We start from the raw sequence: 25,412 nt of genomic DNA, 5'->3' as shown, positions 1-25,412 counted from the left end.
CCTGCCTATCCGAGCGCGTGCCTCCCCGTTTAGGTTCCCGGTCACGCAGCGCGGGGTCCGACCCGCGCGATCGGAGACCGGCCGGACCTGGACGAAGTGGTACCGATGCACGCCCTGGACGCGATCGCAGCCGCCCTCGAGACGACCGGGGCGTACCGGGTACTCCGTCAGATCGAGCCGTTCGCGGATGCCGAGGCGCGGCCCGACGAGCCGACCTTCATCGGGCTCATCGTCGACACCGAGACCACCGGCTTGGATCACACCCGCGACACGGTGATCGAACTCGGCATGATCAAGTTCGAGTACGGCGCGAGCGGGCGCGTCTATCGCGTGCTCGCCACCCTCAACCAACTCCACGACCCGGGCGTGCCCATCCCGGCCGAGATCACGCGCCTGACCGGCATCAGCGATTCCGACGTGGCGGGGCAGCGCATCGACGACGGCGCCGTGGCGGCCATGGCAGCCGACGCCGCCGTCGTGATCGCGCACAATGCCAGCTTCGACCGGCAGATGTGCGAGGCCCGCTGGCCGGTCTTCGCGGACAAGAACTGGGCCTGCTCATGCCATCAGGTGCCCTGGCGCGCGGAAGGGCACGAGGGGTCGAAGCTCGGCTACCTGCTCATCGACCACGGCTACTTCCACAAGGGCCACCGCGCCATCGACGATTGCCACGCGCTCCTGGCGCTCCTCGCCGTGCCTCTCAGGAACTCCGGGCGCCTCGCTCTGTCCTGCCTCCTCGAGACCGCGCGCAGACCCACCGTGCGGGTCTGGGCCGCCGGTTCGCCGATCGCCACCAAGGACGTCCTGAAGGGGCGCAGCTACCGCTGGAGCGGGCGGCGGCGCTGCTGGTACATCGACATCGAGGAAGACCGTCTCGACCTCGAACGCGCCTTCCTGTGTCGTGAGATCTACCAGCGCGAGATCCACGACCTCGTGGCCGACAGGATCACCGCCCGCGACCGCTTCTCCATCCGCACCAACCCGGACGCCTGACCCGGCCCACAGCGTCTCACGTCAGAGGGGGCGCTTGGCTCGCCGCCCGAGGACCAGGGCGCCCGCGGTCGCCAGGCCGGTGGCGATCGCCAGGGTCGTCAACGGATGGAGCGTGGCGCGGGTATAGGCACTCGTGCGCATGACGTAGATCGGCGGATCGCCGCGCTCCGCGCCGGCCTGGACAGGGGCGTGCAGCGCGCCGCTGGGGTTCCGGGGCGACTCGCTGCGCTTCTGAAGGGCGATGATGGCGGGCGCGAGCTCGTCGTAGGCGCCGGGCACGAATTCCTTGCCCATCACGAACATCTTGCCGCCGCCGCCCACGAAGATGTCCCGCTGTGGATGCACGGCGGCGTGCAGGATGGCGTTGGCGACCTCGGACGGCGGGTAGATCGGCGGGGGCAGCGTCGGCTCGCGGTCCATGTAGTTGCGCGCCCGGTTCGGCAGCGGCGTGTCGACGGAGGCCGGCTTGACCAGGGTGACGGAGACCGGCGCTCCCTCGGCGATCAGCTCCATGCGCAGGGTGTCGGTAAATCCCTTCACGGCGTGCTTCGAGGTGGCGTAGAGGCCCTGGAAGGGGAAGGCGAGGTCGGAGGCGACGCTGCCGACGTTGATCAGCGCGCCTCCGTGCCGGCGCAGGTGCTCGACCGCGACCAGGGAGCCGTTCACCGTGCCCCACAGGTTGGTCTGGATCAGGCGCTCGTGGTCGGCGAAGTCGATCTCGCTCAGCGGGCCGTAGACGGTCAGCCCTGCGACGTTGACCCAGGTATCGAAGCCGCCGAAGCTCGCCCGCGCCTCGTCGGCGATCGCCTGCACGTCCGCGCGTCGGCCGACATCCGCCGTGACGTGGACGGCACGTCCGCCCTCGGCTTCGATCTCGCCGGCCACGCGGGCGAGCACCTCGGTGCTGCGCGCCGCCAGCACGACCCGGGCGCCTCGCCGGGCCGCCATCCGCGCCGTCGCGAGCCCGATTCCACTGGAGGCGCCGGTGATGACGATGACCTGATCCCGCAAGGACTTATGTCTCATGCGCACGCCCCCTGATCGAACCGGGAAATCCGCCGGTCGAGGGAACTACGCATGGAAGCGCCGCCCGTTGCGTGAATGAGTGCCGCTTGCGGGAATTTCGCGCCGGGCGCCGGGCTGCGACGGCTACCCGCCGCCGAGAACCAGGCGCAGCGAACGGGCGAGCTCGTCCCGCCGATAGGGCTTGTTCAGCACCGGCACCTCGCCCCGACCGATGAGCTGGTCCTCGTCGAGGTTGGCGACGTAGCCGGAGGTGAGCAGCACCTTGATGCCAGGGCGCACGCGCTGCGCCTCGGCCGCCAGTTGCGAGCCGTTCATGCCACCCGGCATCACGACGTCGGAGAACAGGATGTCGATGCGTTCCACGCCCTTGAGGTGGTTCAGGGCCTCGGCGGCGTTGCGTGCGACGATGACCCGGTAGCGCAACTCCTCCAGGCTCTCGACCGCCATGCCGAGCACCTGCTCGTCGTCCTCGACCAGGAGAACCGTCTCTCCGTCGTCGGCGCGACGGAGCGGGATCGCGCCGATGAGGGCAGCGTTCGGTTCCTCGCCAGCCGGGTCGGTCGAGCGCGGGAAGTGGAGGTGCACGCTGGTACCCGTCCCGACCTCCGACGTGATGTCGACGAACCCCTTGGCGCTGCGCGTGAAGCCGTAGACCTGGCTCAGACCGAGGCCCGTGCCCTTGCCGACCTCCTTGGTGGTGAAGAACGGCTCGAACACGCGCTGGAGCCGGTCCGGTGGGATGCCGCTGCCGGTATCCGTCACCGAGACCACGACGTAGGGGCCGGGCGGAACGCCCTTGTCCGCGACCGCCGCCGTCCCGAGATGGATGTTGCGGCTCGTGACCGCCACGCGGGCGTGGCCGGCGATGCCTTCCATCGCGTCGCGCGCGTTGACGATCAGGTTCAGTACCGCCGCCTCGAACTGTGCCGGATCGATGCGGATCGGGTCCAGGGCCGGATCGAGGTCGAAGGCGAGCTCAACGGCGCCGCCGGCCGCGCGCTCCGCCAGCGGCTTGAACTCCAGCAGCAGACGGTTCGGATTGAGGGTCTGAGGGCGCAGCATCTGCCGGCGGGAGAAGGCCAGGAGCTGCTGCGTCAGCTGCTCGCCGCGCCGGGCCGCACTCATGGCCGCCTCCGCCAGCCGTTTCACTCGGTCGATCTGCTCGGGCCGGCGCAGGATCATGTCGAGGCCACCGACGATGACGGTGAGCAGGTTGTTGAAGTCGTGCGCGACGCCGCCGGTCAGCTGCCCGATCGCCTCCATCTTCTGGGCCTGGCGCAGGGCCTCCTCGGTGATCCGCTGGTCCGTCCTGTCCATCAGGATTCCGGCGATCCGGATCGGAACCCCCGTCTCGTCTCGCCTGACCCGCCCACGCATCGCGATCCACCGCACGGTGTCGTCGGTGCGCCGGATGCGGCACTCCAGGTCGAGCCGGTCCGTCGATGCAACGGCCGCGAAGGCGCCCTCGACAGCCGCGCGATCCTCCTCGACGACATGGGCGAGGAAGCGGTCCCGGTCCCAGCCATGGCCGGCGGCCTCGTAGCCGAACACGGCATCGAAGCGGGCCGAATGCCGGGACGTACCGGTGACGTAGTCGACGTCCCAGGAGGCCATGCCGGCGGCATTGAGCGCGAAGGCCAGCGTCTCGCTCGCCGTCTCGACCTCCCGCGTCCGTTCGGCCACGCGCATCTCCAGGCCTTCGTTGGCTTGGCGAAGCAGTTCCTGGGCGCGCTCGCGCTCCCGAAGATGCTCCCGGGCTTGGTACTGGCGTCGTCGTCCGCGCAGGGCCGAAGCGACGGCGCTCGCCAGCGTCTCCGCGTTGATGGGACGTTCCAGCAGGACGACGTTCCCGAGGCGGTCCAGGAGATCGGCGGCGCGTGCCGGGCGACGGCCGGGCTGGCGCGTGGCGAGGACCACGAAGGGGACGTCGGACCATGGCGCCTGGGCGTCCAGCCAGGCGAAGAGTGCATCCTGGGTGCCTTCGGGCAGCGCTTCCTCGGTGACCAGGGCCGTACCGGCGCCCTCGCGGAGGCCATCCACCCAGGCGGCCACGTCCGTGCAGACCTCGCTCGCCACGCCGGCTCCGGCGAGCACCTGGACGATGACGGCCGCATCCCGCCCTCGGGGCGCCAGGACGAGGACGCGCTCCTCCACCGACCGGGACTCCATCATTCGGCTTTCAGGGCGGAGGCCCCCGACAGCATGGCGACCCGGCCGTGATAGGCGGGAAGGCCCGTCAGGACGCCCTCGAAGTCGCTGAGCGCCTCGCCGACCCGCAGGCCTCCGGCACCGAGCCGCAGTTCCCGGATCGTGCGCTCATGCGCGTTGACGCGGCTCTTGACGACGGACAGTGCGGTGCGAACCTCGCCCTTGGCCTCGAAGAACCGGAACAGCACGATGCAGTCGCTGAGGTAGCTGAGGTCGACGTCGCTGCGCACCTCGCCGAGGATGCCGTGCTGACCGAGGACCAGCAGGGTCGTGACGCCCTTCTGATTGAGATAGCTGAGGAGTTCGTGCATCTGCAGGACGAGGAACTCCTCGCCCGGCATGGCATGCAGGTAGGCGTTCAGGCTGTCCACACCCACGAAGGTAGAGCCGCGCTCCTCGACCGCCATGCGGACCATCGCGGCGAACTCGCCCGGCGAAAGTTCGGCCGGATCGATCTGCGTGATGGTCAGGCGCCCCGCCTCCATGTGGGGCGCCAGGTCCATGCCGAGCATGACCGCCCGCGCCAGAAGCGTCGTGAGGCCCTCGTCGAAGAGATAGTAGGTCGCGGTCTCCCCGCGCTCCAGGGCGGCGAGCATGCAGGCGATCCCCGTGGTGGTCTTGCCGACACCGGAGGGGCCGATCAGCAGTGTGTTGGTACCCGGAACCAGGCCGCCGCCGAGGAGGAGGTCAAGCTCGGGCGAGCCGGTCGACTTGCCCCTGGAATCGAAGTCCGCACGATGCTCGGCCGCGATCAGGCGGGGAAAGACCTGGATGCCACCGGTCTCGATGCTGAGGTCATGATAACCGCCGCGGAACTTGATGCCGCGCATCTTGACGATGCGCAGGCGCCGGCGCTCCGCGCCGAATTCGCGCGGCGCCTGGTCCAGGGAGATCACGCCGTGCGCGATGCTGTGGAGTTGTACGTCGCCGGTCTCGGAGGTGCGATCGTCGAGCATCAGGACGGTGCAGGCGCGCTTGGCGAAGAACTGCTTGAGGGCCAGGATCTGACGCCGGTAGCGCAGCGGGCTCTGGGCGAGGAGCCTCAGCTCCGAGAGGCTGTCGAACACCACCCGGGCCGGCTTCACCGCCTCGACCCGGGCGATGACCTCCGTCACGGTTTCGCCGAGCTCGATCTCGGACGGGTGCAGAATGGACTGCTCGCTGTCGGGATCGAGTCCCAGATCGTTGACGAGTTCGTAGACCTCGATCCCGTCGAGGGACCAGCCATGGGTCGCGGCGGCGGCCGTCAACTCGTCGGCGGTCTCGGACAGGGTGACGTAGAGGGTGCGCTCGCCCCGGTCATGGCCCTCGCGCAGAAAGTGCAGCGCAAGGGTGGTCTTGCCGGTGCCCGGTGTCCCTTCCAGCAGATAGAGGCGGCTGCTGGTCAGTCCGCCGCCGAGGATGTCGTCCAATCCGGCGATGCCGGTCGATACGCGGGTACCTATGGCGGGCGCCGTTCCAGGTCCAAGCTCGCTCATCTGTCCCACGGTTCCTCGGCTTCATCCGTTCGGGCCGAACCGTAGCGGCTCGGCATGCGGTTGTCAGTCTGCTGGGGTGCCAAGTCGCAGACCGTGTCCCCGAAAGATCGGCACGATCCGGTCCGAGGGCCTAGGGAAACTCACGAGCAGCCGAATTCGGTGCATGCGACTGACCTTCGAAATCCGACGCCTCTGGCGTCGCGCAACGTCCCTGGTCGTGTGAGATCGCTCCTGTCCACATCGAGGCCAGCGATCGGATTCTGCTTCGTTTGGCGAAGGCGCCCTCGCGTCGCGAACGGCTCCCACGGGCGGCTTCCTGCCCTGCAGGAGGATTTCGGTTCGCTTTGCTTCCGCGATGGAGGGAACCCGATCGGCGGCGGCTTCTTCCCGTCGAGAGGCCGGAATCGGAGAGGACACCATGAGTTCGGACAAGGTACCGTCGGATGACCGCGCCATCCCGCCCAAGGCTCGATCCCTGGTCGAGCCGGGAGTCGATGCCGATCCCGTCGAGCCTGGCCCGACCGCGCCGGGCCGCGTCGCGCCGTCGCGGGATCCGGGCCCCGAGACGGGTGGCTATGATGACCACTCGCCGAACCGGCATCCGACGAACGAGAAGGGTGGCTACGGGGCGGGCTGAGGCGGGACGATGGGCGACGACACGGAGCGTTCCGAATGGCGACGGCGCGGGCTCGAGGCCGGTCGGGCCTACGCCGTGGATCTGGCGACCCGGATGCAGGATTCCGGTGCCGATGATCCTGCGGTTCAGGACCTGATCGCGTCGATTGGCCTGCGCCTGCAGGGCGAGGCGCAGGAGTTTCGCGACATCGGGACTTCGGAAGACGCGATCGAGGAATACACCAGGGCCGTGGTCGAGACCGTGATGCTCGGAATGCACGCCCTGCGCCGCGGGTCCGATACGCCATCTGAATGAAGACGAACGGGGCACCCCGCATCGGCGGAATGCCCCGTCAACCGCTGCCTTCCCGGCTCTGTTTCTCTCGGTGAGCGGATGCGCGTGCCGATCAGCCGTCGACGGCCGGGATGGCGAGGGGCGGTGTCTGCTGGTGCTGTACGACGCGCCACACCTCGTGCGCGATCCGCCGGTACGTCGAGGTGCAATTGGCCTCGTAGAATTCGTCGTCGCGCGACGCCTTCGCATTGTAGGCGACGATGATGAGCCCCTCTTGCGGACGCGCGATCTGCCCCTTGGAGATCTCGATGTTCGACCAGCGTGGCGTCGCGGCGACGGCCTCGATGGCCTGCGTCCCGCTGAGCACGAAGGGCGGCGTCGGCAGAACCATCAGGCATTCGTCGTCGACCAATTCGCGGTAATGGTCGGCATCTCCGGTCCACAAGCTCTTTTCGAACGACCAAACGCGATCATCGTCCATGGCGGTCTCCTCGACGTCTCAGGGTCGAAGGATGACGCCCCTTGCGCACGGTTCGTTCCCTTGGCCGAAGCGGCGGGATGGATCGCGCCAGCGGCATTTTCTCCTCACCCGGCGGACTTCAGGCCACCCGGAAGGGTCGGTCTCTGCTAGGCAGGCGGGACGCACCGACGAGGGTGCGCGTCATCGCCGAACAAGGTCCCCGACATGGCATCCGGTCGTAGGCTCTCCGAACGCTGGTTCACGTTCCTGCTCTGGCTGGTCGCGATCCTCTTCGCCTGGTTCCTGATCGGCCTCGGGTCCCTCGTCGTCGGCGATCTGCCACAGGTCGAGCATCGCTATAGCCTCGACCAGTTCCTCGACGCGGATCAGGCGCGGCCGGCCGCCGAAGCCTTGCGGCAGATCCGCCGCGAGCAGGCGGACAACCGGCGCCGGACGGACCAGGACCAGCTTGCCCTCGCGGCCGCCCGCTCCGCCTCCGAGGCGGCGCAGGAGACGTTCGCCAATTGGCTCAAGACGCGCGATGCCACCCAGCGGGTCGACCAGGATCCAGGCCTGGTCGCCCGCACGCAGCAGCTCGATACCCTGAAGAGTGCCGAACGCACCATCGAGGAGCGCCTGGAGGAACGGGCGAGCACCCAGCTCGGCCTCGCGGAGCGCGAGGAGGCCCAGGAGCGGATCGACGGGGCCTTGCGCGAAGCGGCTCAGGCGAAACTCGACGCGGCCGAGCGCGACCAGGAACTGCGCGTCTTCGGCTATCGGCTCGCCCTCACGCTTCCGCTGCTGGCCTTGGCCGGTTGGTTGCTGCTGAAGCGGCGCCACACGCGCAACTGGCCCTTCGTCTGGGGCTTCGCCTTCGCCGCGGCCTTCGCGTTCTTCGTCGAGCTCGTGCCCTACCTGCCGAGCTACGGCGGCTACGTGCAGTACGGCGTCGGGGTGATCCTGACCCTCGTCATCGGTCGCGCCGCGATCAACGCCCTGCACGCCTACAACGAGCGCCAGAAGGCGGCCGAGGCGCGCCCCAAGGAGGAGCGCCGGACGGAGATCGCGACCGACCAGGCCCTGCTGCGTCTCGCCAAGAAGGTCTGTCCCGGCTGCGAGCGGCCCGTCGACCTCACCAATCCGGAGGCGAATTTCTGCCCGCATTGCGGAATCGGCGTGTTCGAGCGCTGTCCGGCCTGCACCCACCGCAAGAGCGCCTTCGAACGCTTCTGTTACGCCTGCGGAACCCCGGCCGCCGGACCCGCCTGAACGTCCCTCGTCGTTAAGCCGACCCTAACCCGATGGACGCACCCTGGGCGCAACCTCGGGAATGGATCATGCGCGCAGCCCTCGATCGGCTCTGGATCACCGTGAAGGCGATACTCGCGATTGGGCTTCTGGCGGCCGGTTCCCTGTATTCGGCCAACGTCGTCGACCGAAAGAGCCAGAACACGGTCGCGTCCCCGCTCTACGAGCCGGCTCTCACGGGTTCGATCAAGCCGGGACCGGGACGGTAGCGCCGCATCATCGCGCCGGCGGCGCCGTCGCCTCGATCGCCGTGAAGGATTCCAGGATGCGGTAGGTGTGCTCGGCGCCCTCGGGCACGAGCCAGGAATCACCGGGTTCGAGGAGGACCGTCTCGCCTTCGACCACCAACTCGGCCCTGCCGGCGACGACGTAGCCCACCGTGTCGTAGGCGCTCCTGGACATGGGCTTGTCGGAACCGGGCGCTTCGTCGCGCCACATCCGCATCGCCACCGTCTGGCCACGCGCCAGGGCGACCTCGCCGTGTGCGCCCTCGACCGCGTTCCGGCTCGAAACCTTGATCACCATATCGTCGTCCCTCCCGTTCTGCTCGTGGCCGGAACAACGGGAGGGGACCTCCGTCGTTCCGACGGCCAAGCGTCCTCAGAAGTCGACGGCGATGCCCTTGATCTCCCAGTCGTCGTAGCGCACCGGCTCCAGGCCGCCCCGGCCCTGGCGCTCCCGCTTCTCAGCGATTTCGGCCGCATGGGCGTCGATCGCCGCGCGCCGCTCCGCCGCCTCGGCCAGCGCCCGTGCAGCCTCCGGGGTCAACGGGCGGCGCTCGGCCGGCGCCTCATCGGCGGTGATTTCCGTCGGTTCCGTGGCGGTCATGGCTTGCATCTCGGTGTGTCGGGTGGAAGGGCATCGGAGATCGGCCCGTCGCGAACGGGCTCCTGGGTTTAGGAAGTGGCATTCATGGCGATACGCCGCAACACGGATGCGCCGACGGCGCCGATCGACCGCACCGTCGCCGGCCTGGCGGCCCGGCAGGTGGCCCACGGCGCGGTGGCCGACCTCATCGGCAAGACCCGCGGCTTCGCCCTGGAGGATGCCCTGGCTCAGGCGAGCCGAAACGCCGGACTGGACGCCGCCGATGCGGGCCTCGCCCGCGCCATCGCCACCGCCAGCTTCCGTCGCCTCGGCTTCCTGCGCCGGGTGCTCGCCGAGCGGATGTCGCAGGGACTGCCCGAGGACCAGCCGCGCCTCGTGGCGCTCCTGGCGACCGGTGCCGTGCAGATCCTCGACCTGAACGTGCCCGACCACGCCGCCGTCGACCTCGGCGTGCGCCTCGCCAAGGCCGATCCGCAGCTTCAGCACCTCTCCGGCCTGGTCAATGCGGTGCTCCGCCGGATCGTGCGCGAGCGCGCGGAGATCGTGGCCGATCCCGGCGATCCCTTGTCCGACAACACGCCCGACTGGCTCGCGCGCCGCTGGCAGGCCGCCTATGGCGAGGACACGGCCCGCGCCATCGCGGCGGCCCATCTTCAGGGCGCGGCCCTCGACATCACCGTGCGGGGATCGGCGGCCGAGTGGGCGGAACGTCTCGGCGGCGTCGCCCTGCCGACGGGGAGCGTGCGCCTGCACGACGTTCACGCCTCCGTCGCCGATCTGCCGGGCTATTCCGAAGGTCAGTGGTGGGTGCAGGACGCTGCCGCCGCGCTGCCGGCTCGACTTCTTTCCGTGCGTCCTGGCGAGCGCGTCGCCGACCTCTGTGCCGCGCCCGGCGGCAAGACCGCGCAGCTCGCCGCCGCCGGTGCCTCGGTGCTGGCCGTGGACCGGTCGGGTCCGCGCCTGGAACGCCTCTCGCAGAACTTCGCCCGCCTCGGACTGGAGGCGGAGATCCGCATCGGCGACGCCCTGGCGCTGCCGGAAGACCCGACCTTCGACGCCGTCCTGCTCGATGCGCCGTGCTCGGCCACCGGCACCCTGCGACGCCACCCGGACGTGGCCTGGACGAAGACGGAGAGCGACATCAGTCGCCTGATCGGGCTGCAGAAGCGGCTGTTCGACAAGGCCGCTGCCCTGGTGCGGCCCGGCGGGCGCCTCGTCTACTGCACCTGCTCGCTGGAGCGAGAGGAGGGCGAGTATCAGGTCGCGACCTTCCTCGCCCGCAACCCGGGTTTCGAACGCGTGCCCATCGAAGCCGCAGAACTCGGCGGGTTGTCGGACCCGATCGATGCCGCGGGGGACCTGCGGACGCTGCCCGCACATCTCAATGGCGCGACGCCGGAAATGCGCGGTGGACTGGACGGGTTCTTCGCGAGCCGCTTGCGCCGGAAGGACTGACCGATGGGGCCGTCACGGCTTGGACAGGTCCTCCGCATCCGCAAGGCGGCCTCGACCGCCGCGCTGCTGGCATCGCTGGTCGCCGGTACGACGGTCGCCCGGGCGCAGTTCGATGCCCGCATCCTGCCGCTGCACCCGACCTATGCACGCAATTCCACCTGCGCGTCTGTCGAGACCAGCATCCCCTTCGAAGCGCATGAAGGAACGCGCGACGTCGCCGTGTCGCCGTCGCCGCGCGAGATGCCCCTGAACCAGGGCGAGAGCGCGATCTGTTTTGCCTACGCCACCGCCGATATGATCTCGCACCGGCTGGGGCGCCAGATCGCTCCCCTCGACGTCGCGACGAAGTACTACTTCGCCGACCCGGAGCGCCTGGCGACGATCCCGGCCCTTCGCGAACACCTGAAGGCGCATCCGGATTGGCGGGCCGACATCGCCTGGAGCCGCAATGCCGCCGAGATGTCCAACGTCGGCAATCCGAAGCTGCTGCCCTACTTCGACAAGATCGAGGGCGGCGAGGAGGACACGGCCGCGCTCCTCTACAACATCGGCGGCTTGTGCGAGGACCGCGACCTGCCCTCCAACGATGGCTACCGCTACGTCAATCCGGTCCTGCGGCGCCTGCGCTACCGCAGCCGCCTCGCGCCGCGGCCGATGTGCTTCCGCAGCCTCGCCGGCACGGTTCCGCACCTGCGCCACCCGCAGACGGACACCTTCAATGCGGGCTGGATCGCCCATGTGGAGGCGCGCTGCCGGCGCGTGCCCCTGCCGGTGCCGCTGCTGCCGGTGTCCTACAGGGTTGCGGCCAATCAGGCCGAGTTCGTCGAGATGCGCGATTCCGGCACGCCGCCGAGCCCGCGTGCGATCGGCCGTATCCTGGCGATGATCGATTACGCCCTCGACCATGGCCGCGTGCCGACCATCGGCTACAGCTGGTACCTTCTCGAGGACCGTGATCCCAAGGATCCGGACATCCACGCCGATCATGCCAGCCCGGTCATCGGCCGGCGAAGGGTCGGCGGACGCTGCGAGTACCGAGTGCAGGACAACACCGGCGAGTACTGCGCCCGCATGCGTCCGGGCATGCGCGAGGCCTGCGAGAACGGCCGGGTCTGGGTCGACGAGGAAGCCCTGCGCCGCACGCTCTACAGCGTGACCTACCTGCGCTGAGCGCCGGCTGTCTCCACGAATCAGAGAAACAAAACGGACCCTCGGGCCGTTGCCTCCTCGACCACGAGGGAGCCAATCATGTCGTCACGCTGGATGACCCTGCAGGACATCGCCGAGGCCCGCAGCATCAGTCTCGATCAGGCACGGGCCTGGATCGACGCCGCGCACTGCCCGCGGATCTTCCGGGCCGAGACGACGCTCTACCTCGTCTGACCCCGTCCGACGCTCAGAGAAGCCGCCGATCGAGCCGCAGGATACGGCAGGGGTCGCCGGCCTTGGCGGCCGGCGCGTGCGGAGCCCGGATCAGCAAGGCCTCGGCCGACCCCAGGATGAAGAGCATCGAGGAATCCTGCCGATTTTCGGGATGGACCACCGGAATCCTGCCGGGGTCCGTCTCGATCCGCGACCGGAGATAATCCTGGCGCAGGTCGTTCTCGGGTAGATCATGGCCGAGGATGGCCGGTTCGGACAGGTCGGCGGACGCGCGCGGATCGCCGAGGAGTGCGCGGATCGCCGGCACGACGAACAGCAGCCCGCAGACCACCGAGGCGACAGGATTGCCGGGGAGCCCGAGGACCGCCATGCGGCCGAGCCGGCCATGCATCAAGGGTTTTCCGGGACGCAGGGCGACGCGCCAGAAGCCGAGTTCCAGACCGCGGGTCCGCAGGGCCGATTGCACCAGGTCGTGGTCGCCGACGGACGCCCCCCCCAGCGTGATCAGGAGATCGGCGTCCGCTGCGACGGCCCGAAGGATCGCGTCGTCCAGGGCGGCCAGCGTGTCGCCTGCGATCCCGAGATCGATCGCTTCGGCGCCGGCCTCCCGGACCAGGGCCGCCACGGCGAGCCCGTTCGAGGCGACGATCTGATCCCACCGCGCCGGATCTCCGGGCGCGACCAGTTCGTCCCCGGTGGCGAGGATCGCCACGCGCGGGCGCCGCCGGACCGACAGCGTGCCGTGGCCCCCCGCCGCCGCGAGCGCGATACGACGTGGATCCAGGGTGTCGCCGGCGGCGAGCAGCCGCTCGTCCGTTCGGAAATCGAGTCCGCTCGGGCGGATGAAGCGCCCGCGGAGCACCGGCTCCCGCCCGGTGACCGTCTCCGACGTCGCCTCGGCATTCTCCTGGATCAGGATCGCGTCGGCGCCCTCCGGCACGGGTGCGCCGGTGAAGATCCGGATGGCTTCCCCACCCTTCACGGAACCGGCGAAGCCGTGGCCGGCCGAACTGGTGCCGACGAGCCGCAGGGTCGCGGGAGCCTCGGCGAGGTCGGCACTGCGGACGGCGTAACCGTCCATGGCCGAGGCCGGGAAGGGCGGCTGCGTGCGGGTTGCCCGCACATCCGCCGCAAGCGTGCGCCCGGCCGCCTGCGCGATCGGGACGGTTTCCGCCTCGACCGGACCCGGGATCGCCGCGAGGACCCGCGACAGCGCCTCGGCGACCGGGATCATGCCCCCGGAGGCCTTCCCCCCGGAGACCTTCCCCCCGGAGACCTTCCCCTTCGGAGGTGCGTCGCTCAAGCCTCGTCCTCGGCGCGGTAGGCACCGGAGCGCCCGCCATCCTTGGCCAGCAGGCGGATGCCCTCGATGCGCATGCCCCGATCGGCTGCCTTCACCATGTCGTAGATCGTCAGGCAGGCCACCGAGACGGCCGTCAGGGCTTCCATCTCGACGCCTGTCGGTCCGAGGACCTTCACCTCCGCCGTCACCCGGAGGCCCGGCAGCCGGTCGTCGGGCTCGCAATCCACCCGGACCTTCGCGAGCAGAAGGGGGTGGCAGAGGGGGATGAGCTCGTGGGTTCGCTTCGACGCCATGATGCCGGCGAGCCGCGCCGTGCCGATGACGTCGCCCTTCTTGGCATCGCCTTCCCGGATCAGCCGCAGGGTCTCGGGCAGCATGATCACCGAGCCGGTCGCCCGCGCGGTTCGCGTGGTGGCGTCCTTCTCCGAGACATCGACCATGTTGGCCGCGCCGGAGGCGTCGAGATGCGTGAGCTCGGCCATCGGCGTCCTCAGGCCTTCGTGTCGCCGAAGAGCAGGCGGCGGGTGGCGGCGGTGACGTCGGCCTCGCGCATCAGGCTCTCGCCGACCAGGATGGTGTCGAGACCGCTCTCGGCGAGGCGGACCACGTCGGCATGTCCGGCGATCCCGCTCTCGGCCACGGCGATCCGATCGGCCGGCACACCCTCGGCAAGGCGGATCGCCGTTTCGAACGAGACCTCGAAGGTCTTCAGGTTGCGGTTGTTGATGCCCACGAGCCGGGTGCCGAGCGGGATGGCCCGCGCCAGTTCTTCGGAATCATGCACTTCGACCAGGACGTCCATGCCGAGGTCGTGCGCGGTCTCGACCAGGGCGGCAGCCTCCTCGTCGTCGAGGCAGGCCATGATGACGAGGATGCAGTCGGCCCCCCAGGCCCGCGCCTCGAAGACCTGGTAGGGCTCGAACAGGAAGTCCTTGCGCAGGACAGGCAGGGAACAGGCTGCCCGCGCCTCGGTCAGGTACTCGGGCTTGCCCTGAAACGAGGGCGTGTCCGTGAGGACAGACAGGCAGGTGGCGCCGCCGGCCTCGTAGGCGGCGGCGAGCACCGCCGGGTCGAAGTCGGCTCGGATCAAGCCCTTCGACGGAGAGGCCTTCTTCACCTCGGCGATCAGCGCCGGCCGCTTCTGGGCGATATGCGCCGCAATGGCGTCGGCGAAGCCGCGCGGGGCCGAGACGTCGGCGATGCGCCTCTCGAGCCTGGTCTGCGGAACGCGCAGCTTCGCCTCTGCGATTTCGCGCCGCTTGTAGGTCTCGATGCGGGCCAGCACATCCTTCCGCTCCGTGGGAGGGATGTCGGAGACGGACCCGGGCTTAGGCTCGGACATGACGGGCTTTCAAGCGTTCGAGCGAAGGTTCGAGATGCGGACCAGCGTGTCTAGTGTGGCGCGCGCGGCGCCGCTGTCGAGGGCTTCGCCGGCGCGCGCGACGCCTTCGGCGAGGGACTGCGCGGCTTCCGCGACGACCAGGGCGGCACCGGCATTCAGCACCGCGATGTCGCGATAGGCGTTCCGCGCGCCGTCGAGGACCTGCGCGAGGGCGGCTGCGTTGTGCGCCGGATCGCCGCCGCGCAGGGCATCGAGGCCGTGCAGCGGCAGGCCGACCTCACGCGGGTCGATGGTGAAGCGCGAGACCCGGCCTCCTTCCAGCGCCACGACGGCGGTGGGACCCGTGACGGTGATCTCGTCGAGGCCGTCGCTGCCGTGCACGGTCCAGACCCGGTCGCTGCCGAGCTGGGCCAGCACGTCGGTCAGCGGCTCGGCCCAGGCCGCGGACGACACCCCGAAGAGCTGGCGCCGCACACCGGCCGGGTTGGCCAGGGGGCCGAGCATGTTGAAGATCGTTCGCGTCGGCAATTCGGCCCGCACCGGCGCCACGTGACGCATGGCGGCGTGGTGCGTCTGCGCGAACATGAAGCACAGGCCCGCCTCCGCCAGGCAGAGGCTCAGCTCGTCGGGGGAGAGCCCGATCCGCACGCCGAGGGCCGCGAGCACGTCGGCCGCGCCCGAGCGGGAGGTGGCGGCCCGGTTGCCGTGCTTGGCCACGGGCACGCCGCACGCGGCCGTGACGATGGCGGCCAGGGTCGAGACGTTGTAGCTGCCCGAGTGGTCACCGCCGGTGCCGACCACGTCGATCGCACCGGGTACGCTGTGGACCGGCAGCATTCGCGCCCGCATCGCCTCGACGGCGCCGACGATCTCGTCCGGCGCCTCGCCGCGGACCTTTAGGGCGACGAGAAAGGCGCTGGCCTGGACCGGCGTGACGTCGCCCGAGAGCAGGTCGTCGAAGGCCCGGCGGGCCTCGTCGCGCGTGAGGCTCGCACCCGTGGCGACCTTCGCGAGGAGGGGCTTGAAGGATTCCATGAAACTCGGGTGCGCAGACTCGGTGCGAAGGACCGGGATTATTCCTGACGGGTGACGTGTCCCGTCAATGCACGCCGTTGCGACCCTTGTCACGCGCCGCGTTCCACGCCGCCGCGATGTCCAAGAAATTCCGCAGGATCTGCGATCCGTGGTGCGAGAGGATGCTCTCCGGGTGGAATTGCACGCCGTGCACGGGCAGGTAGGCGTGCTGGAGTCCCATGATCAGGCCGTCGGCTTCCGCCGTGACGTTCAGGTCGGCCGGACAGCCGCCGCGCTCCACCACGAGGGAATGGTACCGGGTCGCGTCGAAGGGCCCGTTGAGGCCGCGGAAGATGCCGGAGGCCCGGTGCTGGATGCTGGAGACCTTGCCGTGCATGGGCGTCGGAGCCCGCACGACGTCGCCGCCGAAGGCCTGCCCGATGGCCTGCAGGCCGAGACAAACCCCGAAGATCGGGATCTCGGCCGAGAGATCCTTGACCACGTCGAGACAGATCCCGGCCTCGTTCGGCGAGCAGGGGCCGGGCGACAGCACCACGGCGTCGGGCCGGCGCGCACGGATCTCCTCGGTGCCGATTTCGTCGTTGCGCACCACGTCGATCGAGCCGCAGAGCGGACCGATCAGGTGGACGAGGTTCCACGTGAAGGAATCGTAGTTGTCGATGACGAGGACGTCGGACATGGGCGGCTCACGCGCGGGCATAGGAGCGGTTTGACCGGACTCCTCCGGGGGGTCAACACGTCCCCGCGCCGTCCCGCTACTGTCCCCGCCGCGCCCGGCTCGCGAACACCACCGCGTCCTCCGCCGCGCGGAACAGCGCCTTGGCCTTGTTGACGCATTCCTGCTGTTCGGAGGCGGGGTCGGAATCGTACACGATGCCGGCGCCGGCCTGGACGTGCATGCGGCCGTCCTTCACGAGCGCGGTGCGGAGAACGATGCAGGTGTCCATCTCGCCGCGCGCGCCGAAATAGCCGATGCAGCCCCCGTAGGGACCCCGCTTTTCGCGCTCCAACTCGTCGATGATCTCCATGGCCCGCACCTTGGGTGCGCCCGAGACCGTGCCGGCCGGAAATCCGGCGGCCAGCGCCGCCAGGGCATCGTGCTTCGGGTCGAGGTCGCCCTCGACGTTCGAGACGATGTGCATGACCTGGCTGTAGAATTCGAGGAAGAACGAGCCCGTCACCGTGACGCTGCCGATGCGCGCGACGCGGCCGACGTCGTTGCGGCCGAGGTCGAGCAGCATGAGGTGCTCGGAGCGCTCCTTCGGATCGGCGAGCAGTTCCTCCGCCAGGGCCTTGTCCTCGGCCGGGTTGGCCCCGCGCCGGCGCGTTCCGGCGATCGGCCGGATGGTGACGCGCCCATCCCGCACCCGCACCAGGATCTCCGGCGAGGAGCAGACGAGCTGGAAATCCTCGAAGTCGAGGTAGCACAGGAACGGAGCCGGGTTGGTCCGCCGCAGCGAGCGGTAGAGGGCCAGGGCCGGCAGGGTGAAGGGCGCTTCGAAGCGCTGCGACAGCACCACCTGGAAGACGTCTCCCGCGACGATGTACTCCTTGGCCCGGGCCACCATCGCCAGGTACTCGTCCGGCGTGGTGTTCGAGACGGGCTCGGGATGCGCGATGGCGCGCGGGTCGATGCGTGCCTCGACGGGGAGGGGACCTTCGAGGATCTCCGCCACCCGCTCGAGCCGTTCGAGCGTCGATTCGTAGGCTGCGCGCGCGCCGATGCCGGGCGCCGGACGCACCGGGCCGACCACCGTGATGAGATCGCGCACCGAATCGAAGACCACCATGACGCGCGGGCGCACCAGGATCGCGTCGGGCACCCCGATGGGATCGGGATTGGGCGTGCCGAGCGTCTCCATGGCGCGAACCATGTCGTAGCCGAGATAGCCGAACAGGCCGGCCGCCATCGGCGGCAGCACGTCGGTGTCGGCGTCGGCCCCGATGGCGCTTTCGGCGATCAGAGCCCGCAGGCTCGCCAAGGGCGCGGCATCCTCGGGCGTGAACGCCGACAGGTCGGGACCCCGAGCGATCTCCGGGCGTCCGTCGCGGCAGCGCCAGGCCAGGTCGGGATCGAGGCCGATCATCGAGTAGCGCCCGCGCACCACGCCGCCCTCGACGGATTCGAGGAGGAAGGCCGTGCCGGCGTGCTGTGCCCGCAGCTTCAGGAAGGCGGCGACCGGCGTCTCCAGATCCGCCACGAGGGTGAGGCTGAGGAGCGTCGGACGACCCGCGCCGTAGGCGTCCGCGAAGGCCGGAAAGGCCGGTTCCTGCAAGCCCGGTTCCTGCAAGGCCGATTCCTGCAAGGCTGATTCCTGGAAGTCTGGCTCCTGGGTCATCGGCGGATCAGTACTCACCGCCGCCGATCGCCCGGCGGAAGGCGGCCTGGTTGATGGTCACGCCCACCGAGGTCTGCACATCGCCGATGTACTCGCCGAGGACGTCGTCGGCGATGGTCGGCTGGAAGCGCTTGGTGATCGCCTCGTCCTCCGGCGAACCGGTCACGAAGGCCGGCATCGATGCTGCGGTGACCTTGAACAGGGCGCGGCTCTCGCCGGCCTCGGCCGAGGCCGACTTGTCGACGGCCGTCGCGAAGACGCGGTTCACCACCTCGGCCGTCAGGTCTCCCTGCGCCTGGTTGCGGGCCAGATCGGTCAGGGTCTGGACGTTCAGACCGGCTTCCGACGCGATCGCCTCGACGGTTTCGCCCTTGTCGAGGCGCGCCGACAAGTCCTTGGCCCTCGCGAGGAGTCGGCTCTGGACCTCGGCCGCGCGCCAGCGCGTGACGACCTCGTCGCGGACTTCGTCCAGGGGCTTGTCGTGGGCGCGGTCGATGCTCGTCACGTCGTACCAGACGTAGCCGCCGGTCTTCGTGCGCAGGGGCTCGTTGTCGCCGCCCATCTCGGCCCGGAACAGGGCCGTCAGGGTGGTGTCGCGATCCGGGATACCCTCGACGGTCCTGCCCGCGGCATCGAGACCCTGCGCGCCGACGGCCGGAATGGTCCGCAGAGGCAGGTCGCGCTCCTTCGCGATGTCGGCCAGGGGTTTCGAATTCGCGCGCTGATCCTCGATCGCGTCATGCGCCGTGTCGATCCCGCTGGCGGCGCGCTCCAGGGCGATGGTCTTGGCGATGTCGGCCGAAACGTCGGCCAGCGGCTTGACCGTCTCCGGTGCGATGGCCGTGACGCGCAGCAGAACGGTGCCGAAGCGGCCCTTCACCGGAGCGCTGATCGTGTTCACCGGCAGGCTGAAGGCGGTGTCCGCCGCGGCGGGATCGAACAGCTCGGCCTTCGACAGGGTGCCGAGCGAGAGGTTCTTCGGATCGGCGCCGGTCTCGGCGGCCACCGCCTCGAACGGCTTCTCGCCGGACTCGACCGCCTTGCGCGCCGCCTCGGCGGCGGCCTGATCCGGGAAGACGATCTGCTGGATCGTGCGGCGCTCGGGCGTGCCGTAGCGGCTCTTCTCGGAATCGTAGCGCTTGGCGATGTCCTCGGCGGTCACGGCCTCCGGCTTGGCCATCGCCTGCGGGTCGAGAACCAGCAGGGTGACGGCGCGCGTTTCCGGCGCGCGGAACGCCGATTTGTTCTCCTCGTAATACGCCTTCACCGCGTCTTCCGAAGGGGCCGGGACGTCGCCGGCCACGGAGGGCGGCAGCATCATCAGGGCGACCGACCGGCGCTCCGTGGTGTAGCGGTGGACGGCCTCGCGCAGGGCCTCGGGAACGTGGAGGTCGGCCGCGACGGCTTCGGCGAGCTGCAGACGGGCGGCGACGGCGCGCTGCTCACGCACGAAGGTGGCTTCGTTGATGCCGGCGCGCTGAAGCGTCTGGTAGAAGAGGGCGGGATCGAACTTGCCGTCGGCGCCCTGGAAGCTCTTCTCCTCCTGGATCGCCCGCAGCACGGCCGCATCGGGTATGCTCAGGCCGAGGGCGGCGGTCTGCTGATCGAGGGAAGCCTCGCTGACGAGCTGCGCCAACACCTGCCGGTCGATGCCGAGCGCCCGGGCCTGATCCGGCGTCAGGGTGCGGCGGGTCTGGCTCTGGTAGCGCTGAAGCTGGTTCTGGTAGGCGCTGCGCACGGTCTCCGCGGAGATCTGCGCCCGACCGACGGTGGCCACGCTGGTGGACGAGCCCGCGCGGAAGAACTCCTCGACGCCGAAGATCGCCACGCCGGCGATCAGGAAGGTGAAGACCACCGTGAGGATGATCTTGCCGAGCCAGTGCTGGCTGGCCTTGCGCATGTTCTGCAGCATCGGACGTCCGGGTACCCGTCGGGTGGGCGCCGGGAGCGCCCGTCGTTTCTGGGAAAGCCGCCCGCGATAGACCATCCGCGCTGTCACCGCAAAGGGCGTTCGCGGTTTGCGCCGCCCAGGAGGCTCTGTTAGGGCCGGCGCAACCGCGAAGCGAAGCCATATCAGTGAGGAATGGGATGACGAAGTCGGGGCGACGGCCGCTGGTTGCCGGCAACTGGAAGATGAACGGGCTGCGCAGCTCGGTTGCCGTGGTCGAGGCCGTCCGCAATGGCCTGACCGCCGACCTCCTCGAGACCGTCGACGTCCTGATCTGCCCGCCCTCCACGCTGATCGCCTCCTGCGTCGCGGCGACCTACGGATCGCCCATCGCCATCGGTGGCCAGAACCTGCACGCGAAGCCGAGCGGTGCCTTCACGGGCAGCATCTCGGCCGAGATGCTCGCCGATCTCGGCGCCTCCTACGTCATCGTCGGCCATTCCGAACGGCGGGCCTACCATCACGAGACCGATGACGGCGTCCACGCCAAGGCGCTCGCCGCCCGCCGCGCCGGCCTCTGCGGCATCATCTGCGTCGGCGAGACCAAGGAGGAGCGCGAGGAGGGCCGGACCCTCGACATCGTACGCGCGCAGCTCGCGATCGGTGTGCCGAAGGGAGCCACGGCGAAGGACACGGTCATCGCATACGAGCCGGTCTGGGCGATCGGTACCGGTCTGACCCCGACCCCAGCCGACATCGCCGAGGTTCACGCCTCGCTGCGCGAGATGCTGGGGCAACTGATCGGCACCGAGGCGCAGGCGGTGCGAATCCTCTACGGCGGCTCCGTCAAGCCGAGCAACGCCCGCGAGTTGATGGCCGTTGAGAACGTCGACGGCGCATTGGTGGGCGGCGCCAGCCTCGTCGCCGACGATTTCCTCGGCATCGCCCGCGCCTACCTGCGCTGATCGGCTGTCGGGACGCTTCGCGCTCGCGGTCCTGAGCGGTCGTGCAGGAGAGTCCGCGTCGATGACGGAGTCCACGTCGATGACCCGACGGCTGAGATGATCTGGCGGTCGGACGAGGACCGTGCCTGGGCCGTCGAGGAGGCCTGCCGCAACGCCCGGCCTTCGCCGCTCGAGATCGCCCTCGGCGGCTGGATGCTGCGGGCGTCCGGCGGTCCGACGCGGCGGACGAACTCGCTCAATCCCCTGCGCGGATGGCGCGACGATCCCGCCGTCGTCATCGCGGAGGCCGAGACCGTCTACCGCAGCCTCGGTCAGCCATTGATCGTCCGGGTACCCGATCTCGTGCCGGAGATGGATCTCGTCCTCGACGATCTCGGGTTTCGCCGGGAGGGCGAGACCTGCACGCTCTTCGCCGAGCTTTCTGCGTGCGAGACCAGCTCCTTCGAGAACGTTCGTCTCGCCGACGCCCCGGACGCGGCGTGGCTGACGGCGCGGGCAGCCTGCGAGGGGGTGGTGTCGGACGCCGCCTCGACGAGCTACCGCGCCTCGATCGACTGCCTCATCCTGCCGAGCCTGTTCGTCCGGCGAACCGAGGCGGACGTGACGGTGGCCGTCGCCTACGGCTCCGTGCACCGCGGGATCCTCGTCTTCGAATCCGTGGCGACCCACCCGGACCACCGCCGGGCGGGACACGCGCGCAGCCTGATCCTGGCCCTGATGGCCTGGGCGCGGCGTCGGGGAGCGACCGGGGCCTGCCTGCAGGTGGTCGCCGAGAACGCGCCGGCCCGTGCCCTTTATGCCGGACTCGGGTTTTCCCGCACTCTCTATGGCTATCGCTATCGGCGCCGAGATTGAGCCTCCCGGCGCGACGGCCCCTTACAACTTGAAGGCTTGGCGTGCCAGCAGCCGCCAGCGACCGTTGTCCCGATGCCAGACCTGAAGCACGCCGATATGCACGGGTCCGGTCTTGCCGTTCGCGACGGTCTCTCCGTCGAAGACGTGCCGGACCACCGCGTCATCCCCGACGACGGAGGCGGTGCGGTTCGTCAGGGTGATCGTGGGGAAACGGGAGCGTCCGCTGGTCAGCGCCTCCACGAAGGCGGACTTGTCCTGCACGGCGCCGCTCGAATGGCCGTAGCTCAGACCATCGAGGACCAGCGCGTCCAGTGCCGCCCCATCCGCGGCCAGCATGGCCTGCGTCAAGGCATCGACCGCCGCCTCGACCTCCACCTCGGGACCGGCCGCCCGGACCGGGAGCGCGACGAGACATTCGACGGCGAGGACGAAGCCGAGCAGGGCTCCGAGTATGGATGAACGGTGCTTGGCCAAGACGTTCGCCTTCCGCAGGGGGGCTTCGGCGCCTCGCAGTCTGAAGGCAAGGCGTGACAGAATTCGGTCCGGAGCCAGCATAGACCCGGCCAGCCCCGATGGGGACAGCGCTCTTCCTCGGATTTTCCCATTGTCCGGTGTCCCGACGGCGCATCGGTCCAGTTGGCGCGCGAGGCCATCTGGTGTATGGCCCCGCGGATATGTCGACGGTGCCAGGACTCTCCGGCCCGTGGTGCACCCGTTCCTGTTCCATCACGTTGGAGCCGGCATGCGGTTGGTGAATCTTCCGGAAACCCGATGCAGACCGTTCTGATCTCGATCCACCTCATCGTCGTCCTCGGCCTCATTGCCGTGGTCCTGCTCCAGCGCTCCGAGGGCGGCCTCGGCCTCGGCGGCGGCGGCAGCGGTGGCGTCGCCGGGTTCATGACCGGTCGCGGCCAAGCCAACGCCCTGACGCGGGCGACTGCCATCCTCGCCGCGCTGTTCTTCACCACCAGCATGGCGCTGGCGATCCTGTCCCATCGGAGTGCTGCGCCGCGCTCGATCCTGGAAGGCACCGGGACCAGCCAGCCGGCGACGCAGCCGAATGCCGGCAACCTGCTCGACACCCTCCGGGGCCAGAGCGGCGGCCAGCCCGGTACTCCTGCCCAGCCCGGTACTCCTGCCCAGGTGCCCGAGACCGCGCCGGCCCAGCCGGCCGTTCCGCAGGCACCGCAGTCGCGCTGATGAAGTGCGCGCCGGCCCGCCGGGCACCCGTCCCGGCGAAGGCGTAGCGGCGACGGGCTCGCAGGATCCATCGGGGTCGACCGAGCGGACAATTCGTTGAGGGATGCGGCGTCCAAGGGATTGGACGCCGATCATCGTTGAAATGCCGAGGCAACGACGTCCTCGCCGCGCATGCGCTCGCATCGCGGGGGATAGGCGTTTTTGCCGTTTGGCGAATCGTTTCCCCTTGTTTATGGACCGAGGCCCATGACGCGGTACGTATTCATCACCGGCGGCGTGGTCTCCTCGCTCGGTAAGGGCCTCGCATCGGCAGCGCTCGCTGCCCTGCTGCAGGCGCGAGGCTACAAGGTCCGCCTGCGCAAGCTCGACCCCTACCTGAACGTCGATCCGGGCACGATGAGCCCGACGCAGCACGGCGAGGTCTTCGTCACGGACGACGGCGCCGAGACCGACCTCGACCTCGGGCATTACGAGCGCTTCACCGGGCTCGCCGCGACCCGGGCCGACAACATCACCACCGGGCGGATCTACCTCGACATCATCACCAAGGAGCGGCGCGGGGACTATCTCGGCGCGACGATCCAGGTGATCCCGCACGTCACCAACGCGATCAAGGACTTTGTCCTCGAAGGCAACGAGGCCTTCGACTTCGTGCTGGTGGAGATCGGCGGCACCGTCGGCGACATCGAGGGCCTGCCGTTCTTCGAAGCGATCCGGCAACTCGGGCAGGAACTGCCGCGCGGCGCCACCGCCTTCGTCCACCTGACGCTGCTGCCCTACATCCCGTCCGCCGGCGAGTTGAAGACCAAGCCGACGCAGCACTCGGTGAAGGAGCTGCGCTCCATCGGCATCCAGCCCGACCTGCTGCTCTGCCGCTGCGACCGGCCGATCCCCACCGACGAGCGGCGCAAGCTCGGCCTGTTCTGCAACGTGCGCGAGACCGCCGTGATCGAGGCGCGCGACGTGGCCTCGATCTACGACGTGCCGCTCTCCTACCGCGAGGCCGGGCTCGACCGCGAGGTGCTGGCGCATTTCGGCCTGCCGTCGCAGGATGAGCCCGACCTGTCGCGTTGGCGCACCATCTCCGAGCGGGTCAAGAACCCCGAGGGCGAGGTCTCGATCGCGATCGTGGGCAAGTACACGGGCCTCAAGGACGCCTACAAGTCGCTCACCGAGGCGCTGACCCATGGCGGCATCGCCCATCGGGTCAAGGTGAACCTCGAATGGATCGAGGCCGAAGTGTTCGAGCGCGAGGATCCCGCGCCGTTCCTCGAGGGCATCCACGGCATCCTCGTGCCGGGCGGGTTCGGCCAGCGCGGCGCCGAGGGGAAGATCCGCGCCGCCCGCTACGCCCGCGAGCGCAAGATCCCGTATTTCGGCATCTGCTTCGGCATGCAGATGGCCGTGATCGAGGCGGCCCGGGCGCTGGCGGGCGTCACGGACGCCAACTCGACCGAGTTCGGCGAGACGACCGAGCCGGTGGTCGGCCTCCTGACCGAGTGGCTGAAGGGCAACGAGCTCGAGCGCCGCGCTGCGGCCGGCGACCTCGGCGGCACCATGCGTCTCGGAGCCTATCAGGCGAGTCTGCGCCCGGATTCGAAGATCGCCGAGATCTACGGCACCACCGCGATCTCCGAGCGCCACCGCCACCGCTACGAGGTCAACATGGCCTATCGCGAGTGCCTGGAGGCGAAGGGCCTGCGCTTCTCCGGCCTGTCGCCGGACGGGCTCCTGCCGGAGACCGTGGAGCATGTCGGGCATCCCTGGTTCATCGGCGTGCAGTTCCACCCGGAGCTGAAGTCGCGCCCCTTCGAGCCGCACCCGTTGTTCGAGAGCTTCATCGGTGCCGCCATGGTGCAGAGCCGTCTGGTCTGATGCGTCGGAGGGGCTCCGCATGACGTCGATCGCGGGGCTGGGGCCTTTCCTGGCCTACCTGGCGGTCGCCCTTGGCTTGGTCGCGGTCTACCTCGCCGTCTACCTTCAGGCGACGGGGCATCGCGAAATCGCACTGATCCGCCGGAACAATCTCGCGGCGGCGATCGCGCTCGGCGGCAGCCTGGTCGGCTACACGCTGCCGCTCGCCGTCTCGATCCACAACGCGCAATCGATTCTCGATTGCATCGTCTGGGGGCTGGTGGCGCTCATCGTGCAGGTCACGGTCTATCTCGCGACGCGCCTTCTCCTGCCGGACCTGTCCCGCCGCATCGAGGCCGGCGAGACCGCGGCCGCGACCCTGCTCGCAGCGAGCTCGCTGGCGGCCGGCATCCTCGACGCGGCGGCGATGACCTACTGAACCGGTCTCGGATCCCGTCCTGGAGATCCCTTTCCGACGGTCAAGCGCGTCACCACATCCGCAATCGGCTGGGTCATCGGACCGGCAAGGAGCTGGCCGCGATGCGCGGCCTGAACGGGAATGTCTTCGCAGGACGAGACGGG

27 protein-coding genes are annotated in these 25,412 nt (G+C 69.6%); 13 read left to right on the top strand and 14 right to left on the bottom strand.

Annotation, left to right across the window (positions count from 1 at the left end; genetic code table 11):
* Positions 1–105 precede the first annotated feature (105 nt).
* Positions 106–993 (top strand): 3'-5' exonuclease, encoded by an 888-nt coding sequence (locus tag AC0IWM_RS09340; RefSeq protein WP_471754544.1) that lies wholly within the window; start codon positions 106–108, stop codon positions 991–993.
* A gap of 21 nt (positions 994–1,014) precedes the next feature.
* Here the strand turns inward: AC0IWM_RS09340 and AC0IWM_RS09335 are convergent, their stop codons facing one another.
* From AC0IWM_RS09335 to AC0IWM_RS09325, 3 genes are all read right to left on the bottom strand, one after another.
* Complete coding sequence (locus tag AC0IWM_RS09335; protein ID WP_471754543.1) at positions 1,015–2,019, bottom strand: SDR family oxidoreductase; 1,005 nt, start codon at positions 2,017–2,019, stop codon at positions 1,015–1,017.
* A gap of 123 nt (positions 2,020–2,142) precedes the next feature.
* Positions 2,143–4,191, bottom strand: a complete 2,049-nt coding sequence (locus AC0IWM_RS09330; protein ID WP_471754541.1) for an ATP-binding protein — start codon at positions 4,189–4,191, stop codon at positions 2,143–2,145.
* Positions 4,188–5,705, bottom strand: coding sequence for an ATPase domain-containing protein (locus AC0IWM_RS09325; RefSeq protein WP_471754539.1), 1,518 nt, complete (start codon positions 5,703–5,705; stop codon positions 4,188–4,190). Before AC0IWM_RS09325 ends, AC0IWM_RS09330 begins: the two co-directional genes overlap by 4 nt.
* Positions 5,706–6,123: 418 nt before the next feature.
* Here AC0IWM_RS09325 and AC0IWM_RS09320 point away from each other — a divergent pair, with 418 nt between their 5' ends.
* Positions 6,124–6,342, top strand: coding sequence for a hypothetical protein (locus tag AC0IWM_RS09320; RefSeq protein WP_471754537.1), 219 nt, complete (start codon positions 6,124–6,126; stop codon positions 6,340–6,342).
* 9 nt (positions 6,343–6,351) lie between these two features.
* Positions 6,352–6,636: a hypothetical protein gene (locus AC0IWM_RS09315; protein ID WP_471754535.1), complete on the top strand. Its 285-nt coding sequence runs from the start codon at positions 6,352–6,354 to the stop codon at positions 6,634–6,636.
* Positions 6,637–6,727: 91 nt separating this feature from the next.
* On the opposite strand, the gene AC0IWM_RS09310 is transcribed toward AC0IWM_RS09315, so the two are convergent.
* Positions 6,728–7,096 carry a DUF4440 domain-containing protein gene (locus tag AC0IWM_RS09310; RefSeq protein WP_471754533.1) on the bottom strand — a complete coding sequence of 123 codons (369 nt, stop codon included), beginning with the start codon at positions 7,094–7,096 and terminating at the stop codon, positions 6,728–6,730.
* A 204-nt stretch (positions 7,097–7,300) separates the two neighbouring features.
* Between AC0IWM_RS09310 and AC0IWM_RS09305 the strand changes: the two genes are divergently transcribed.
* Positions 7,301–8,344 (top strand): double zinc ribbon domain-containing protein, encoded by a 1,044-nt coding sequence (locus AC0IWM_RS09305; RefSeq protein ID WP_471754531.1) that lies wholly within the window; start codon positions 7,301–7,303, stop codon positions 8,342–8,344.
* A gap of 68 nt (positions 8,345–8,412) precedes the next feature.
* Entirely contained in the window at positions 8,413–8,592 is a 180-nt protein-coding gene (locus AC0IWM_RS09300) for a hypothetical protein (RefSeq protein ID WP_471754529.1), read from the top strand.
* Between the two features lie 7 nt (positions 8,593–8,599).
* Here the strand turns inward: AC0IWM_RS09300 and AC0IWM_RS09295 are convergent, their stop codons facing one another.
* Both AC0IWM_RS09295 and AC0IWM_RS09290 read right to left on the bottom strand, forming a co-directional pair.
* Entirely contained in the window at positions 8,600–8,908 is a 309-nt protein-coding gene (locus AC0IWM_RS09295; RefSeq protein WP_471754527.1) for a cupin domain-containing protein, read from the bottom strand.
* 75 nt (positions 8,909–8,983) lie between these two features.
* Entirely contained in the window at positions 8,984–9,211 is a 228-nt protein-coding gene (locus tag AC0IWM_RS09290; protein ID WP_471754525.1) for a DUF1674 domain-containing protein, read from the bottom strand.
* A gap of 84 nt (positions 9,212–9,295) precedes the next feature.
* On the opposite strand from AC0IWM_RS09290, the gene AC0IWM_RS09285 reads away from it, so the two are divergent.
* From AC0IWM_RS09285 to AC0IWM_RS09275, 3 genes are all read left to right on the top strand, one after another.
* Positions 9,296–10,666: an RsmB/NOP family class I SAM-dependent RNA methyltransferase gene (locus AC0IWM_RS09285; RefSeq protein ID WP_471754523.1), complete on the top strand. Its 1,371-nt coding sequence runs from the start codon at positions 9,296–9,298 to the stop codon at positions 10,664–10,666.
* 3 nt (positions 10,667–10,669) lie between these two features.
* A complete protein-coding gene (locus AC0IWM_RS09280; RefSeq protein ID WP_471754521.1) occupies positions 10,670–11,836 on the top strand; it encodes a hypothetical protein in 1,167 nt (388 codons plus the stop codon).
* A gap of 78 nt (positions 11,837–11,914) precedes the next feature.
* On the top strand, positions 11,915–12,049 hold the full coding sequence (locus tag AC0IWM_RS09275) for a hypothetical protein (RefSeq protein WP_471754519.1): 135 nt from the start codon (positions 11,915–11,917) through the stop codon (positions 12,047–12,049).
* Positions 12,050–12,062: 13 nt separating this feature from the next.
* Here the strand turns inward: AC0IWM_RS09275 and AC0IWM_RS09270 are convergent, their stop codons facing one another.
* The 7 genes from AC0IWM_RS09270 to AC0IWM_RS09240 form a co-directional block, all read right to left on the bottom strand.
* On the bottom strand, positions 12,063–13,283 hold the full coding sequence (locus AC0IWM_RS09270; RefSeq protein WP_471754517.1) for a molybdopterin molybdotransferase MoeA: 1,221 nt from the start codon (positions 13,281–13,283) through the stop codon (positions 12,063–12,065).
* 65 nt (positions 13,284–13,348) lie between these two features.
* Positions 13,349–13,834, bottom strand: coding sequence for a cyclic pyranopterin monophosphate synthase MoaC (gene moaC / locus AC0IWM_RS09265; RefSeq protein ID WP_471754515.1), 486 nt, complete (start codon positions 13,832–13,834; stop codon positions 13,349–13,351).
* Positions 13,835–13,842: 8 nt separating this feature from the next.
* Positions 13,843–14,694 carry an indole-3-glycerol phosphate synthase TrpC gene (gene trpC / locus AC0IWM_RS09260; protein WP_471754513.1) on the bottom strand — a complete coding sequence of 284 codons (852 nt, stop codon included), beginning with the start codon at positions 14,692–14,694 and terminating at the stop codon, positions 13,843–13,845.
* Between the two features lie 9 nt (positions 14,695–14,703).
* On the bottom strand, positions 14,704–15,729 hold the full coding sequence (trpD, locus tag AC0IWM_RS09255; protein ID WP_471754511.1) for an anthranilate phosphoribosyltransferase: 1,026 nt from the start codon (positions 15,727–15,729) through the stop codon (positions 14,704–14,706).
* A gap of 64 nt (positions 15,730–15,793) precedes the next feature.
* Positions 15,794–16,408, bottom strand: a complete 615-nt coding sequence (locus AC0IWM_RS09250; protein ID WP_471754509.1) for an anthranilate synthase component II — start codon at positions 16,406–16,408, stop codon at positions 15,794–15,796.
* A 76-nt stretch (positions 16,409–16,484) separates the two neighbouring features.
* Positions 16,485–18,005 carry an anthranilate synthase component I gene (trpE, locus tag AC0IWM_RS09245; protein WP_471754507.1) on the bottom strand — a complete coding sequence of 507 codons (1,521 nt, stop codon included), beginning with the start codon at positions 18,003–18,005 and terminating at the stop codon, positions 16,485–16,487.
* Between the two features lie 70 nt (positions 18,006–18,075).
* On the bottom strand, positions 18,076–19,980 hold the full coding sequence (locus tag AC0IWM_RS09240; protein ID WP_471754505.1) for a peptidylprolyl isomerase: 1,905 nt from the start codon (positions 19,978–19,980) through the stop codon (positions 18,076–18,078).
* Positions 19,981–20,156: 176 nt separating this feature from the next.
* On the opposite strand from AC0IWM_RS09240, the gene tpiA reads away from it, so the two are divergent.
* Complete coding sequence (gene tpiA / locus AC0IWM_RS09235) at positions 20,157–20,921, top strand: triose-phosphate isomerase (protein ID WP_471754503.1); 765 nt, start codon at positions 20,157–20,159, stop codon at positions 20,919–20,921.
* 96 nt (positions 20,922–21,017) lie between these two features.
* Positions 21,018–21,776, top strand: coding sequence for a GNAT family N-acetyltransferase (locus AC0IWM_RS09230; protein ID WP_471754501.1), 759 nt, complete (start codon positions 21,018–21,020; stop codon positions 21,774–21,776).
* Positions 21,777–21,797: 21 nt separating this feature from the next.
* Here the strand turns inward: AC0IWM_RS09230 and AC0IWM_RS09225 are convergent, their stop codons facing one another.
* Positions 21,798–22,250, bottom strand: a complete 453-nt coding sequence (locus AC0IWM_RS09225) for a nuclear transport factor 2 family protein (RefSeq protein WP_471754499.1) — start codon at positions 22,248–22,250, stop codon at positions 21,798–21,800.
* Positions 22,251–22,547: 297 nt separating this feature from the next.
* On the opposite strand from AC0IWM_RS09225, the gene secG reads away from it, so the two are divergent.
* The 3 genes from secG (at position 22,548) to AC0IWM_RS09210 (ending at position 25,269) form a co-directional block, all read left to right on the top strand.
* A complete protein-coding gene (secG, locus tag AC0IWM_RS09220) occupies positions 22,548–22,976 on the top strand; it encodes a preprotein translocase subunit SecG (RefSeq protein ID WP_056476208.1) in 429 nt (142 codons plus the stop codon).
* Between the two features lie 246 nt (positions 22,977–23,222).
* Positions 23,223–24,851: a CTP synthase gene (locus AC0IWM_RS09215; protein ID WP_471754497.1), complete on the top strand. Its 1,629-nt coding sequence runs from the start codon at positions 23,223–23,225 to the stop codon at positions 24,849–24,851.
* A 19-nt stretch (positions 24,852–24,870) separates the two neighbouring features.
* The gene (locus tag AC0IWM_RS09210) at positions 24,871–25,269 is read left to right on the top strand and encodes a DUF350 domain-containing protein (protein ID WP_056476201.1); all 399 of its coding nucleotides are present in this window, start codon (positions 24,871–24,873) and stop codon (positions 25,267–25,269) included.
* Positions 25,270–25,412: the final 143 nt, after the last annotated feature.

It is taken from the genome of Methylobacterium sp. AC433, from assembly GCF_979253015.1.
This window is presented reverse-complemented; position numbering and strand designations above follow the sequence as displayed.